Annotated in this window: 8 protein-coding genes; 2 read left to right on the top strand and 6 right to left on the bottom strand. The window is 60.8% G+C overall.

Annotated elements, in window-relative coordinates; genetic code table 11:
- Positions 1-106: 106 nt before the first annotated feature.
- The 4 genes from IPI01_18500 to IPI01_18485 all read right to left on the bottom strand — a co-directional run bounded on the left by IPI01_18500 (position 107) and on the right by IPI01_18485 (position 9,998).
- Positions 107-3,247, bottom strand: a complete 3,141-nt coding sequence (locus tag IPI01_18500; GenBank protein MBK7259748.1) for a T9SS type A sorting domain-containing protein — start codon at positions 3,245-3,247, stop codon at positions 107-109.
- A complete protein-coding gene (locus tag IPI01_18495; GenBank protein MBK7259747.1) occupies positions 3,244-5,130 on the bottom strand; it encodes a DUF4091 domain-containing protein in 1,887 nt (628 codons plus the stop codon). The genes IPI01_18500 and IPI01_18495 overlap by 4 nt, the downstream gene beginning before the upstream one ends.
- 98 nt (positions 5,131-5,228) lie before the next feature.
- A complete protein-coding gene (locus IPI01_18490; protein MBK7259746.1) occupies positions 5,229-6,731 on the bottom strand; it encodes a hypothetical protein in 1,503 nt (500 codons plus the stop codon).
- Positions 6,732-6,866: 135 nt separating this feature from the next.
- Positions 6,867-9,998: a carbohydrate binding domain-containing protein gene (locus IPI01_18485; protein ID MBK7259745.1), complete on the bottom strand. Its 3,132-nt coding sequence runs from the start codon at positions 9,996-9,998 to the stop codon at positions 6,867-6,869.
- Between the two features lie 317 nt (positions 9,999-10,315).
- Between IPI01_18485 and IPI01_18480 the strand changes: the two genes are divergently transcribed.
- A complete protein-coding gene (locus tag IPI01_18480; protein ID MBK7259744.1) occupies positions 10,316-11,446 on the top strand; it encodes a glycosyltransferase family 4 protein in 1,131 nt (376 codons plus the stop codon).
- An 11-nt stretch (positions 11,447-11,457) separates the two neighbouring features.
- Positions 11,458-12,546: a hypothetical protein gene (locus tag IPI01_18475; protein ID MBK7259743.1), complete on the top strand. Its 1,089-nt coding sequence runs from the start codon at positions 11,458-11,460 to the stop codon at positions 12,544-12,546.
- Positions 12,547-12,597: 51 nt separating this feature from the next.
- Here IPI01_18475 and IPI01_18470 read toward each other — a convergent pair whose 3' ends face one another.
- Together IPI01_18470 and IPI01_18465 are read right to left on the bottom strand one after the other, a co-directional pair.
- Positions 12,598-13,797: a methyltransferase domain-containing protein gene (locus tag IPI01_18470; protein MBK7259742.1), complete on the bottom strand. Its 1,200-nt coding sequence runs from the start codon at positions 13,795-13,797 to the stop codon at positions 12,598-12,600.
- Between the two features lie 7 nt (positions 13,798-13,804).
- Entirely contained in the window at positions 13,805-14,950 is a 1,146-nt protein-coding gene (locus IPI01_18465; GenBank protein ID MBK7259741.1) for a methyltransferase domain-containing protein, read from the bottom strand.
- Between the last annotated feature and the right edge of the window lie 48 nt (positions 14,951-14,998).

Genomic DNA, 14,998 nt, shown 5'->3' with positions numbered 1-14,998 from the left:
CACACCTCGATCTGTTCCTCTTGATGCCAGGTCGGTCCGGCACGCGGGACCGACGCTACACGTGCATACACACCGGAGTGAACACCATCATGCGTATCACCTGATACTATTTCATGAGCAGGAACTTGCGTGTCTGCCGGAAGGCATCCGCCTGCAGGGTGTAGAAATACACCCCGCTCGCGCGCCCCGACATATCCACACGGACATTGTACGTGCCAAGCCGTTGCTGTTCGTTCACGAGCGTCTTGACATGTTGTCCGAGTATATTGTAGACGTCAAGCCGCACACGGGTATCGGCAGGGATCGCGTACCGGATGGTCGTCACCGGATTGAAGGGATTGGGGAAATTCGCTTCCAGGGCATAGTCGACCGGCAGCAACTCGGGAGGCGGCAGACTCCCTGCGTTCACCGCCAGAAAGCGGATATTGTCGAACGAAAAGATATCACCCGCCACACCGAACCTGCTGAACGAGAACCGCAGCCGTGCATCATTCACCAACCCCGAGAAGTTCCTTGGCTTGAACTCATACACAAAGACATTCCACCCGGTCGTCAGCGGCACCGTCTCCAGAAGGCCATACGACAACGACGACGAGGCTCCCTTCTGCATCGCCACTTCCATATCATTGCCCGTGGACGAGTACGCCGCGAAACTCAGGCGATAGGTGGAATCCGACGACAGCAGCAGGTTTCCCTGATATAAGTGCGAAGCGGTGCCGGGTTGCGCCACGATCACCTTGCCGGATGTGCTTTTCCGGAAGCCCGGGCCGGTGACGGTGAATGTTGCAATGCCGTCCGTCAGGAATGACCAGTCGGATGTGCCATTCAAGAACATCCCGTTCGACAGTGCCTCGGACCCGAACGTCGGAGGGGCGGCGAACGTGGTGAGCGTCGCAATGAGGGACCAGGGTCCCGCCCCCTTCGGTGATGATGCGTTCACCCGCCAGTAATAGGTAGTGTTGTTCGCCAACCCCGAAACGTCAACCGTGGTCCCGGTCAGACCCGAGAGATCCTGGATCGTTGTCAGAAAGTTCGGATTGCGGCTCAACTGGAACCGGTAGGACTGGGCATTCGCTATACGGTTCCAGGAGAATTGCGGATTGGTGCTGACCCCCGTCATTCCATCCTCCGGGGAACCGGTCGTCGGCGGTGGCGGTACGGAGTCCAGCCTCATGGTCGTGAACCAACGCACGTCACTCCAGTCGCTGCTCCCGACACCGTTCGAGGAGCGGACACGCCAGTAGTGGGTCGTATTATCGGCCATGTTCCGCACCGTGTAGCTCAGCGCAGTGATGCCGCTCCGGGTAAGCACGGGCGCATCGAACGTCTGGTCCGTTGCAACATGGAGTTCATACGAGGCCGCATTGTTCGCCCGCTCCCAGACAAGCGCAACGTTCAGATCGACTTCGGTCGTGCCGACCGCAGGGCTGGAGAGCCGGGGCTGGTCCGGCACGGGGGGCTGACTTGTGCCGGAATATTCGAAGGCCCCGATGTCCGGATTGGCTCCCCAGTAGTCAAGATGGACCCCCTCTCCCGCCGACCAGTTGCGGGGCTCAGCCAGCGTGATCATATTCGCCGCGTAGTTGATGTCCGTGATACGGACGGCAGCCGACGCACCGATCTTGATGAGGTCGCCGTCCGTGATGTCGAACCCGTCGAAGAAGAAGTACGCATCATTGACCTCCAGCGATGTGCTGTTCGTGCCGGTGGCAACCGCAGAGGCGACCGACCGTCCGGCGTCGATGCCGGGAGACTCGGGCACCGTCCGGAAATCCCAGGCAGGATCATATCCGATGGGCACATCGGGCGCATTGAAGAACAGCGGGTCCGCTTCACGGCTATTCTGGTCCCTTCCGTCCAAATAGCCATAGCCGCCGTAGGACAGGAGGCCGCTCTGCCATTCCTGCAGGCCGCGGACCGTGACCATCGAGCCGTTCACCCGATGGAGGAACGTCACCGGTCCGCTCCGCTCGAAATACAAATTGTTGTCCAGCAGGAACTTGTCTCCCCAATCCATGCGCCAATCGAAAACAGGCGCCGTGGGCATCCCGCCGACGATGTTGTTCACGAACGCACGGTTCACAGAAGGATAGTTCCACGCACGAAGACACGTATGATCTCCCGTGGTCCGATCAGGCCCCTGCCACGACCGCCGGTTATTCAGGATCGTGTTATTGAAGTAGTGGTCTCCCTCGGCCATGGTCAGGCCGGTGGAATGGTCCCAGATCACATTCCCGCGGACGATGGTGAACCGGGTCGGAACAGCAGGACTGGTTTCGATCCCGGCGCCACTGTTCGTATCGTGTCCATCGAGCGGCCCATCATCATCCCCGCTGGAGCTGAAGATCAGGTTGTTCTCGATGATGGTGTGCCCGGCCCCTTTGAGATCGATGGCATTCTCGACCGCGTTCCCCAGGATGGAGTTGCGGACGATGGTCCCCCGATTGTGCATCGTGCTCGAGGGGTCACTGTAGTCCGGTTCGAACTGGATATTGTCCTCGATGATCGAGGTATCCAGGACACAGGATTCGATGAGCGTCGCATGATATTCGATGCTGCTATCATCCGTGCCGCCGACATCGATGTTATTCTGCCCCGTCGCATGCACCGTGTCATTCCGGATGATGGCCCATCGGGGGGACCCACCGGCGATCATGATCCCGATCACGTGTCCGCGGACGAAACAGTGTTCCACGATGATGCGCTTTCCTGCGACCACGATCCCACGGGAATTCGCATCGCGGACATAGATGTTATCGAAGACATCGCCATCGGCAATGACACGGTTCCTCCGGAACGTGATGTCGTTGCCTTCCAGCTGGACCCAGTACACGGACTTGCCGGGGACGCGGTAGTAGTTCTGATTGCGGATCGTGAATCCTTCGATGACGAGGTGGCTGTGAAAGAACGCCATGACCGTGAGATCATCGCCACTCGCTCCGTTGATCACCACAGTCTCGCCGGGGTATGCCCTGTACACGATCGGATTCCCTTGTGCGCCGTCATCTTCGGGAATGAACCGCTCGTTGTAGCTCCCCTCCCGGAAGTACACGGTGTCGCCGGGCTGCAAACCGGAACTGGCTTTCGCGAAGGTCCGCCAGGGATCGCCGATCGTCCCGGCAGCACCATCGTTGCCGAGGGGAGAAACGTAGTACGACCTCGCCTGAAGGTCCTGCGGGAGACCTATGGCAAGGAAGACCAACGCGGCCAGATACCACAACCTCATCCTATACTTCGCTCTCTTCACTTCGCTTTCCCCGGGGTCGTGGACGTTGAACGTGATCCGGATCGCCCTGCCGCTTTGTGGAGCGCCTCGGCGATGGCCCGCCTTGCCTTCTCGTACATCACTCCGTGTTGGGCCCACAGAGGCTGATCCGACTGATTCGTGAACGTCGAACCGTTGTAATCATTGAATGCAGCCGGAACCACGGGATCGACGAACGGCCGCGTCTCGATCCCATGGCGATCTGCAAGCCAGAGATATTCGTAGTCCTGGAATCCTCTGCGCAAATTCTTCAGCCGTAGAGATGCCACAGGTCCGGCAAGCCCGCGACTGTCATCAGGAAACTTCTGGTCCTCGCCCGCATAGACGAGGGTCCCGGCAACGACCTGTTGCCAGGCATTCGCCCCACCATCGGCATAGAACGCGGTTTCCCAGACGAAGTACATATCGGCGTGGTACTTCCACGCGATCCAGGGATTCACGCGTGCATCGGCTGCGAAATTGTCCAGCGTCCCGGGATCCCCGTACGACGGACGTTGTCCATTGTAGAAGCCGACCTTTTCTCCTGCAGCCTGGCGCTCCCGCACGCGGGGAAGATCGAACCCCGTCGTGCCACCACTGTCTCTCCACCCGGCATGTCCGCCGGTCATCCAGATCGAGATGGCCCCCGTCAACTCCTCTCCCATGCGTGTCGTCACATGCGTCCCCAGGGCCCTGCCGATCCCTTTCCCCTCCCGTATCCAGAGGCCCTTCTGCCGGATCGCCGGCCAGTGCGAATAGGGCGGCTCATCTTCCATGTACTTGAATCGCCAGACCGCAGGGGCGTTCTCCCGGAACCATTTCTCCCACGCATTCGATGCCTGCTGCCACGCCTCTGGTGTGTCCGGATAGAAGCCCGACCTCCACCCGTCCGTCGGCTGATCATACGTCCCGATGCTGTACGTCTGCTGTCCGATGCCGATCCCGGGACCATCATAGCCCCGTTGCAGGGTGAACTCCCGGCCGGTGTAGTACCCCGCCAGATGGGAGCGGAATTCATCGAGCGTGCGCGAACCGTCGATCAGATCCAACCGATGACGATGGAAGAGCTTCTCGTACGCGTGGAAGATCTCCCGGTACCGTGGCGAATCCCGTTCGGCACCATGACGTGCCGCGATCGTGGGCCAACCCCAGAAGAAATGATTGTGAAGATGCGTCGTGTCCGAGAGCACGAGATCGTACACCTGAAGCTCGACCGGCACCGTGAACGTCGTGACAGAATCCTCGATCACGCGCACATCGCCCCGGTAGCGTCCCGCCGGCATGGTACGCGGGACATAGATATCCACCCACACCCCTTGGAGTTGCCCTGCCGCGATGGAGAACGGCACGGTTCTCACACCACGCGGACCCGGCGCCGTGAATGGGACAAGGGCATCGGGGATCCATCCGATGTGGTCCCCATCCGGGAGGGGCCGCGCTGATGCAAGCCACCAATCACTCCGTTCCTTCACGAACACATAATGTTCGAGGAACAACTCGATGTTCCGGCCGCGAAAATCAAAAGGATCAGCGGTCACCGGCTTGCTGCTGATGGCAACTCCACCCGCTTCGAGGGAATCGAGACGCACGTCAACCCTCGTTGCGCCCGTGCCGCGGGCTTCCAGGATGAGCTGGAAGCCGATGATCTCATTCCTTCCGCCGAACAACCGGATCGTCCGGCCATCCCATAGCCCATCATCCTGTCCCTGCCGTGCAGGGTGTTCCAGGTCATCCCGGCGGACCTTTTCGGTCTCATTCACCGCCCAGACTGCGGTCAACCCTGCCCGTGGCACGGGTTCGGAACACGACACGATCCCGACCAGGAGCCCGCACAACGCAGGCACAGAAAAGAGACAACGGGCCCGCATGGGAACGGCTGCGCGCATCAGGATCCCTGGAAACGGCATGGACGAATGACAAGGGGTAGTCAAAAATATAGATACGGACCGACTCAATTGCAAGAAAGCTCTCTTGGAGCCAATGATCAGTCCTGCGGGGGGAGATAGACGCTGGCCGAGCCACCATACTGTGAGTTCAATTCCAGGATTCGGGTCCCTCCGGGCATATCCTCCCCGCCGAATCCGAGGTAGACAACCCGGCCCTGAGCGGCCTCCCCACGACGGATCATGCGCATGTACTTGGAGAGGTATTCCTGATTGGTTGGGGTCCGGAAACGCCGGTCCACGATGTCGGTTGCCCCCCGCGGGTTCGAGGAAGAGCGGAGGAAGACCGGTTCATGGTCACGATAGGGGGAGGCCGCAAGCCATCGCGCGATCTCCTCCAGCTGATAGGTCTTTTCCTTCTCTGCGATGATCGGCGCGGCGAGCCGCGAGACCCCGGGAACCGTGACACCGGTCCGGAGCAGCACGAGAAGCAGAAGGGCAGCAACCACCGCCACGGCACCCAGGCGAGCGACGGGCTCCCGGACCCATCGCTCCGCTTCCGACCATCCCAGGGCAAGGGTGCCGGTACACATCAGGATCACGAAGACCGCATAGGTCGGGGACCCGGTGGCGGCTGGAGCCGGGAGGAGCGAGGCTCCACCGAGGACGAACACGAGCCACCATTTCCGCATGAGGACAGCTTTGACGAGACAGAGGAAGATCCACGCTGCCAGAAGCGGCATTCCCATCAGCCAGACCACCGCGGCCAGGATCGCGGCACCGATCGCCCCCGTCGTCGGTCGAAGTACCTTCGCAGGAAGGCTCAACCCGGTCAGTACCGTGAACACCGCGGCCACTGCCGAAACCGCGGTGTTCACTTCGATCATCCGGTATGATGTCACCAGGCCCGCAAGCATTTCCGGCAACGTCATGGCACTCTCATGCCTGGGCAGGATGACCATGAACACGAGGAGTCCGAATGCCACAGCCAACCCACCGATGGTCACCATGCGATACGGGCGGAACTCTGCCGGCCGCTCGAGAATGAAGCCGATCAGGGCTGCGATATACACCGGGAGGGCATAGGGATGAAAGAACGCTGCGACAAGGCCGGTGAGGCTCACGGCGAGCAACAGTGGCCGCGAGAGCGGCCGGGTCTCGATGAGGAACAGCATGGCCATGAACAGCAGGAATGGACTGTAGAACACTCCGTGCAAATGGAACAGATAGATGTAGCCGGAGAAGAAGACACCTCCAGCGATCAGCGCTGCGAGGCCGAACACCCGCCGCTCGCGGAGTGCGCCGAAGAGCACCAACCAGGCCGCCGCGGCAACGATATAATTGAAGAGTTGGACGGGTGCGATCGATCCCCCACTCAGGGTGTACCCGAGCCATGCCACCGCCTGACCCAGCGGCCGGTAGTTCGCCACGGGGTAGATCCTGTCCACGAGGACGTCGCTGAAACTCATATGTTCGAGCTGCGTCACGATAACGAACGACTCGTTGTGATTCGCGAAGGGAAACCCGATCACGAACCAGAACGAGATCCCGAGAACAGCAAGGGCTCCGTAGATGATCTTGTGCAGCAAAGGCATGGCCGGCATAGCGACTCCCGAGAGTAGTACAAAGAAGACAGACTCAATGTATGTGGCGGGAGAGAGACTTGCAAGCAGGAGGGAAAGGGGGATCACGTGCGGAAGCCGTGGCCCTTTGAGGGCCACGGCCTCACGGCACACCACTTATCGAACGAGCAGCATCCGGCGGGTCTCCACAACGCCCCCTGCGATCAGCCGGTAGAAATACGTCCCACTCGCGAGCGATGAAGCCTGGAAGGGCACCTCGTGCTCGCCAGCGGGCATAGCGTGGTCCGCCAGAACAGCGACCTCGGCTCCCAGGGTATTATACACCGCCAGACGGACCTTCGTGGCGGCATTCAACCGGTAGCGGATCATGGTCGTGGGGTTGAACGGATTCGGATAGTTCTGATCAAGGACGATCCGTTCCGGAAGCCCATCGATTTCCTCGACCGCCGTCTTCGTTACGGCCGTGGTAAAGGAGCGCACGGGCGAAAAGGATGATGTGCCGCCGACATGTTGAGCCTGGATACGGTGGAAGTATTGTGTCGCCGGGTCCAGGGCCTGCACCTCAACCAGAGTGTCGGCAACCAGCGTGTCGCATACGATCGTCGCGAACTGGGCGTCGCGCGCGATCTGTACCCGGTACTCGTCCACGGCGTCCGCCCCACTCCAGGAGATCCGGGCCGGGAACGGCAGATCCACAGCCCCCGACACCGGGAAGTTCACCGTTGGCAACGGCGGCGGGGACGGCGGATCGACCTCCTGCAGCGACAGCCCGTCGATATGATAGGCATCGCCCGCCCTGGCAAATGCCGGGAACCATATCTGGAGCCGGCCGTCCGTGACCGAACCGGAGAAATTCTGTGCCAGCATGTACACGGTATAGGTCCGCCATGATGTTCCGAGACACACAGTGCGGGTCCAGAGGCCATAGTTCGTGTACGGGCTGGTGTGCTGCATCAGGCCAAGAGCCATATCATGGCCGGTCGAGGAGTACGCGGAGAATGTCAATCGATAGTACGTCCCCGCTGTCAGGGGAAGATCTCCCTGGAAGACCTGGATGTTCGTGCCGCCGGTCGAGATCGTCACCCGGCCCGATGATGCGCCCTCCGCGCCCGGGGACACCGTCGAAAATGCACCGGAGCCATTCGTGAAGAAGGACCATCCGCTCGTCCCATTCTCAAAGTCGCCGTTGATCAGCAGATTGACGCCGGTCTTGCCGTCGCCACCGGACCCGGCGGCCGTTGTGAAGCTGCGCGCCGTTGACCACGAGCTGTATCCGCCCGTGTTCGCCGCCCGCACACGCCAGTAGTAGGTTGTTCCGCCGGCCAACGCGCCAGCGGGATAGGACGTACCGATGATGCCGGCCTGATTGACCGCAGTGCTCGTGAAGGTGCTGGTCAACGCGACCTGGATGTGATAACTCACTGCACTGGAGGGTGCCTCCCACGTGAGATAGCTTGCACTTCCGACATCCTGAGCGCCATCCTCCGGCAGCATGAGCCGTGCCGGAGCCGGAGCTGAGGGCGTCACGGCAGCCGTCCCCGATTCCACCGCACCAATGTCGGGGCCATTGCCGTTGAAGTCCAGATACACAGGCGCTCCATTCCCCCAGGTCCGGGGTTCAGCAAGCGTTATGGTGTTCGTCGCGTAGTTGATCGCAACGACGCGGACGGCAGGATCGGATCCGATCCTGATCAGGTCCCCATCGATGATCCCGAAACCGTCGCAGAAGAAATACGCATCGCCGACGACGATCACGTTGGTGTTGGTCCCTGTCCCCACGGCGGCGGTCAGCGCACTTCCCGCATCGATGGCAGGCGAGCCACCGCCCGGGGTGAAATTCCAGGCGGGATCAAATCCTGCTGCGTAGATCGGAGCATTGACGAATGCGGGATCGGCCTCGACGGAATGGGCATCCTTCCCCTGCAGATAGCCATATCCTCCATAGGTGGTAAGGGCGCTTTGCCAGGAGGCCAGGCTCTGCGTCGTCACCATGGAGCCGTTCATGCGATGGTAGAATCGAACAGCCGCACCCTGATCGAAGTACAGATTATTATCGAGATGGAACTTGTCTCCCCAGTCCATCATCCAGTCAAAGACCCCACGGTTCGGCTGGCCGGCAACGATGTTGTTCAGGAACGCTCGTTTGGTGTTTGGATAGCTGTACGCGCGCAGCCCTGCGAAATCCCCGCTCGTCTGGTTGGATCCCTGCCAGGTGCGGCGGTTGTTCAAGATGGTATTGTTGTAGTAGTGATCGCCCTCTGCCATGTCCAGACCCGTTGAATGGTCCCAGATGACATTCCCCCGGACAATGGTATTCCGTGTAGGTGTATTCGCGTTCGCCGTGACGCCACCACCGCTCCCCGCATCATGGCCGCCAATGGCGCCGTCATCGTCACCGCTGGAGCCATAGATCAGATTGTACTGAATGAACGTATGCCCGGCACCCTTCAGGTCGATGGCGTTCTCTGCAGCATTCCCCATCCGGTTGAACCGGATGATCGTCCCCCGGTTGTGAAGGGTCGTCGTGGGATCGCCGTAGTCCGGCTCGAACTGGATATTGTCCTCGATGACCGACGTGTCAAGGACGCAGTATTCGATCAGCGTGCCATGGTACGCCGTGGTACCGTCGGCCGTGGAACCGACATCGATGTTGTTCTGACCGCAAGCGTAGACCGTATCGAAGCGCACGACCGTGAAGCGGGGTGAGGAGCCGGCAATGACGATCCCGAAGGAGAGTCCGCGAATGAAGCAGTGCTCGATCAGATTGTATTGACCTGCTTCCGCGATGCCCCGCGACAGTGCACTCCGGTTGTAGATATTGTCGTTCACGTCCCCATCCGCGATCATCCGATTGTAGCGGAACGTGTTGTGATGACCTTCGATCACCACCCAGTAGTCCTGCCTGCCCGGAAGGTCGAAGAAATCCTGGTTCCGGAAGGTGAACCCTTCCACGACCACCCAGCTGCCGTGCAACGCAAGGAGATTGAGGTCGCTGTCATCCGCACCGCTGACGATGGCCAACTCACCCGGGAACGCCCGGTAGACGATCGGGGAACCACTTGCACCGGAACGCGAAGGTGCGATCCGCTCGGGGTACGTCCCTCCCCTGACCAGCACCGTATCCCCTGCAAGGAGAGCTGCGTTGGCCTTTCCCAACGTCCGCCACGGAGCTGCGATCGTTCCTGTTGCGGGGTCATTCCCTGCCGGCGACACGACAAACGTGCGACCGAACCCCTCTCCACCACTCATCACCAGCATCACGGCAACTGCAACAACGAACGCTCGCATGAATCCTCCGAGTCAAATGGGTTTCCTGGATGTGTCGTAGATCACAAGAGGTGCCAGACTCGATGCATGCGCAGACCGCCGGGAAACAGCCCCGTGCGGTCCATTTTCGCGTTTCCTATGTCACTGCATGCCTCCGCCGTGGAAGAAAGGTGAACTGGTTTCTACAAACGCTTGCGACGAACAATGTTAGGTGACCGGTGACGATCGCAGCGTTCATCGCGGTCCGTGCTCATTCCGGTCCGTTGCATTTCACTCCCCTTCCATGTATATTTTCGCAACTTGCACCGCATCCCCTCATCACAACAGACCATTTCCTGATGCACATCACTGTCGGAACGCAGGGCATCGGCTATGTTGAAGAACGTGTGCTCCTCACCGCCATCCCCACGGGTGTCACCTATGTCCGGTCCTATGATGCGGTCAATGTCATCGCATACCTGCAGCGACGCCTCGCGTCTCCGCCGACAGCGACCAGTCTGACCAATTGTCTGCATTGCGATCTTGGGATCAACCGGGTCGATCTCCTGCATCTTGTGAATACCATCAGCTGTTCCGATACCCCCTGTATCGTGTCGTTCGAGCACCACGTGCCACGCTGGAATCCCCGCTCGGCACGGGGGATGCAGATGCTCACACGCCCGGCGTGCCGCCGCCTGCTTGCACTGAGCCACTTTGCATGGAAGGCACAGCTCTCGCTGCTGGAACCCGGTTCCGCGCTGCGGGATGCATTGACTGCAAAACTCGTCGTCACACACCCCCCCCAGCGTCCGTTGATCTCCTCCTACGAGGAGAAGCAGCTGTCGGAGGAAGCAGTGACATGCACGTTCGTCGGGCGCGACTTCTGGCGGAAGGGTGGCAGAGAGGTGGTCGAGGCGTTTCAGCAGCTACGGTCCGAGGGTGAACCGGTCCGACTGCATGTGATCTCCTCGCTGGAGTGGGGCGATTACATTTCAGGCTCGACCCTTGAAGATGCCCGGATGATGGAGAAGCAGATGCGTTCGGCCGGAGACTGGCTCATTCATGACCACGAACTCCCCAACGAATCCGTGCTCCGTGCCCTGATCAACTCTCATATTGCGCTCCTCCCCACCTACGACGATACCTACGGATTCTCCGCGCTGGAGGCCCAGGCGAGTGGTACACCGATCATCACGACCGATATTTGTGTGATGCCCGAGGTCAATTCCAACGAGACGGGCTGGCTGATCTCCCTGGTGCACGATGCATTCGGTCAGGCACTGCTCCGGACGCCTGACGATCGGCGAGCGGCTTCCCGTGCCATCGTGGAAGGCGTGTACAACGCACTGAAGTCGTCCCTCCGCGACCCCTCCCTTATCCGGTCGCGTGGCCAGCGGGCGTTGGAAAGCATCCGGACCCGTCATGCGCCGGATGCGTACGCCGAACAGCTCCGGGAGATCTACGCCCAGGCCCTCCATCCATCCAGGTGAAATGAACGATCATGCGCATCCTTGCCCTGTATCCCGCGTTCGATGTCCGCATCAATGAGATGGCTATGGTCTGGAGGCAGTTCTGTAACCAGCCAGGCAACTCCTGCTTCGTGTTCGCCGGAGCGCGGGACGTCCTGAAGGGGCACCGGTCAGCAGATATGATCGAAGAATCGGGGTCTCTCACCGTCCACCGGACGGCAGCGCTGCAGGCAACCGAGGAGAACCTTGCCCTGGCACGATCGTTTCGTCCCGATCTGATCTATTGTGCAGTGACCGAGAATCTCCGTTTCGCCCGGGCGATCCGCCGGAGCACCGGAGCCCCGCTCGTTCTGCACACGGAATTCTTCCTGGATGACCTGACGTTCTTGCGGAGACGCTATCACGGCGGGGTGCCGCCCATGCGGCGGATCGCAGGTGCCGTAGGACGCGCGGTGCTCCACAGGATGTGCGACAGGATCATCGTTTCAAATCCTGCAGAGCAACGGCTCCCGGCATGGCGCGCCTTTCCCAAGCTCCGGTACCTCCCGTGGCCGCACCCGGGTCCGGGGACTGCCTTCGTACCAGGCGGAGTGGAACGCGACTTCTCAGCGCATATTGGCTCGTTCAGCCGGGGGAAAGGTGCCCGGACTCTCGGCGAGTTCTACGGGGCACTGCTTGAGGCGATGCCGGCATTCCGCATTCAGTTGGTCGGTCCTGCCATCGATGAAGAAGGGACAATGATGCTCGCCGGACTCCAGCGGAGGTTCGGAGATCGCGTGCAGGTGAGCAGCGGTTGCCCGCGGGACCAGGCAATGGCAATACTGGGCCGTTCGTTGTTCGTGTTCTCACCGGCTGAGCGTTACGGATGGGGACTCATCGGGGACGCATGGGGGGTGGGCACGGCGGTCATCTCGAGGGTGGAGCACTACGATCTCAAAGACGGCGCGAACTGTCTGGTGGCACCTGATGTGGCCACATTCGAACGCAGCGTCCGCGCGCTGGCAGAGGATCCAGGTGCACGCGAACGTATCACGACGGGAGGGAGAGCAACGGTCGCGGCGCACGCACCGGATGCGGTCGCCGCGACGCTCGGAGCGATCCTCAACGACGTCCTCCGGTAGGTCGCTTCAGCCGACGGCGCGCGCGCTCCACGCACCGTCGGAAGCCGGCGATCAGGCCAATTCGATCGCCGGTGTCAGGCCGAGGGACGCGAGCTGCGCCGTGATCTCCGCCTTGTACACGGGATTCATGATGACGACCACGTCAGGTGCATAGCGCCGCAGCTCTTCCGGTCCAACCACCGGCTGCCCGGTCCCGGAAACGAACATCCCTTGCTTGCGCGGATTGATGTCCACCATGCAGCCCACCGTCGTGCCGGGTTGCAGGACATTCAGGAACGTCACCCCCTTCGAGCCGCCTCCCCACGCCGCCACACGCTTGCCGAGACGCGTCCACTCCTCCAGCCGTCCCTTCCAGTGTGCGACCTTCGCGCTGTATTCATCGCCGAACTTCTGTGCATAGCCTGCGATCGTTCGCACGTCGGCGGGCGTCTGCGGGTCCTGACCGGCAGGACTCGTCGGAGCGGCCACCATATCGATGCCCAGGAACTGCCCTTCATAGAGTTCGTGAAGTTCCTTCACCGCGAATCCGCAGGAACGGAACACTTCACGGAGCGAAGGCGGGCTGAAGTACGAGCAGTGCTCGTAGATGAGATCCCAGATACCGAGGTCCTTCAGCGTATACATCACATTCGGGACCTCGAAGAACACGACGGTTTCCAGCCTGCTCCCGACGGTCTGCCGGACGTTCTCCACGAAGGCGCGCGGGTGCTGGATGTGCTCGAGGACGTGACGGCACGTGATGAGGTCGGCCCGGGTGCTGGCATACCGCGCGGAGTAGAAATCCTGCACGATCGTCATGCGGGCCGCGCGCTCGGGCGTCATGTTTTCGGGAACATAGCTCGGGTCGAAGCCGAAGCCGCGGTTGTCGCCGTACTCGCAGAGCATCGACAGAAAATCGCCCTTGCCGCAGCCGACGTCGACGACATCCTTGCCCCGGATCTGGTAGCGGTCGATCAGCCGGTGGGCCAGCGCACTGGCATACTCCTGGAACCGTTGTGAGAAATGCAGCGAGTTCTCGTACGCCTGCGTGTACTCCATAAGAGACGGGTCGAACGAGCGGTTGAAGACGTGGCCGCATGTATCACAGAACGCCAACGCAATGTCCCCCCGTGGGGCCGCGAGAGCCGCCTCCCGTGTCGGATAGAGGACATTACAGTGGATCGGGACCCGCGCGATACTGACGATCGTGCGGATCTCGTTCGAGCCGCAGGCGGTGCATACTCCGGAAGAAGTGGCAGCCGTCGAATTCATGAGTTCCTCATGCCGTGATGGGAAGGAGTTCAGCACTGACCCCGAGGCGCGCAAGTTCGGCGGCGATCTCGGCCATGTAAATGGGGTTCATCACGATGATCAGGTCCGGTTTGTACGACCGCAGGAATTCCGGCCCGACGATCTCCTGCCCGGTGCCGGCCATGAACGTACCGGTCTTCAACGGGTTGATGTCCACTGCGTACTGGATCTCATCCATGATGTTGAGTTTCGTCAGGAATGCCACCCCCTTCGATCCGCCTCCCCAGATGACCGCCTTCCTTCCACCGGCTCTGATCTCTGCGAGGTGCCGCTGCCAACGCCCGAGCGTCGTCTCCAGGGTGCTCGTGAAGTACGCAACATCCTGCCGGAGCGATTCCAGATCATCCTCTTCCGGAAGCGGCGCAGGGCCTGAGCCGGTCCCCGGGCGCGCCTCGATCATCAGATACTGGTCGTCGTATTCCGTAGCGAGCTCCATGACATCGAAGCCGGTGCGCCGGAAGAGACGCGCCAGGGAGCCCTTGCTGAAATAGGAGCAGTGCTCGTAATACACGTCCCAGAAGGCAACCTCCCTCAGGATGCGGCGTACTTCGGGGATCTGGAAGAACACGATGGTCTCCGACCTGTCACCGATCGAACGGCGCACCGTTCTCATGAAATCGGCGACGGTCGGGATGTGTTCAAGGGTCATTTTGCAGCAGACAAAGTCCGCTGCATACTGCTGATACTTCTCGCCATAGAAGTCAGCGATGAAGGTCATCCGGTCCTTCGCCGGACTCGCGATGCGATCCGGCACATACGCCGGGTCGAACCCGATCCCCTTGTTCTCGCCCATTTCGCAGAGCATGGTGAGAAAATCCCCCTTGTCACAACCGATCTCGATAAGGGTCTTGTCTTTCAGGCCATACTTCTCGACCAACCGTTGCGCAAGCCCCTTGTGGAAGGCGCTGAACGTGCCGGAGTATCCCTGTGTCGCTTCATACCGTGCCGAGTATTCCTGCTCCGTCGGGTCGAACGCGATGTTCCCGATGAAACCGCAGGATTCGCAGAATCCGAGAACGATGTCCCCTTTCGGGAAATTGACAGCTTCCTCCCGGCTTGGAAGGAGGAGCACGCTGTTGACCGGGACGCCCCGCACCTCGTAGAACACGGTCATGCTTTCCTTCGCGCAACTCGGGCACTTCTTGCTCAGCGTCTGGCTCAT

This window comes from Ignavibacteriota bacterium (assembly GCA_016707525.1).
GTDB lineage: Bacteria > Bacteroidota > Ignavibacteria > UBA10030 > UBA6906 > JAGDMK01.
The sequence above is the reverse complement of the archived record's forward strand: the minus strand, read 5'-3'. Positions and strand labels throughout refer to the sequence as shown.

Excerpts from the sequence above, each read along its gene's own strand:
- IPI01_18495 (MBK7259747.1), bottom strand. The coding sequence starts at position 5,130 with ATGCGCGCAGCCGTTCCCATGCGGGCCCGTTGTCTCTTTTCTGTGCCT.
- IPI01_18490 (MBK7259746.1), bottom strand. The coding sequence starts at position 6,731 with ATGCCGGCCATGCCTTTGCTGCACAAGATCATCTACGGAGCCCTTGCT.
- IPI01_18485 (MBK7259745.1), bottom strand. The coding sequence starts at position 9,998 with ATGCGAGCGTTCGTTGTTGCAGTTGCCGTGATGCTGGTGATGAGTGGT.
- IPI01_18480 (MBK7259744.1), top strand. The coding sequence starts at position 10,316 with ATGCACATCACTGTCGGAACGCAGGGCATCGGCTATGTTGAAGAACGT.
- IPI01_18475 (MBK7259743.1), top strand. The coding sequence starts at position 11,458 with ATGCGCATCCTTGCCCTGTATCCCGCGTTCGATGTCCGCATCAATGAG.
- IPI01_18470 (MBK7259742.1), bottom strand. The coding sequence starts at position 13,797 with ATGAATTCGACGGCTGCCACTTCTTCCGGAGTATGCACCGCCTGCGGC.
- IPI01_18465 (MBK7259741.1), bottom strand. The coding sequence starts at position 14,950 with ATGACCGTGTTCTACGAGGTGCGGGGCGTCCCGGTCAACAGCGTGCTC.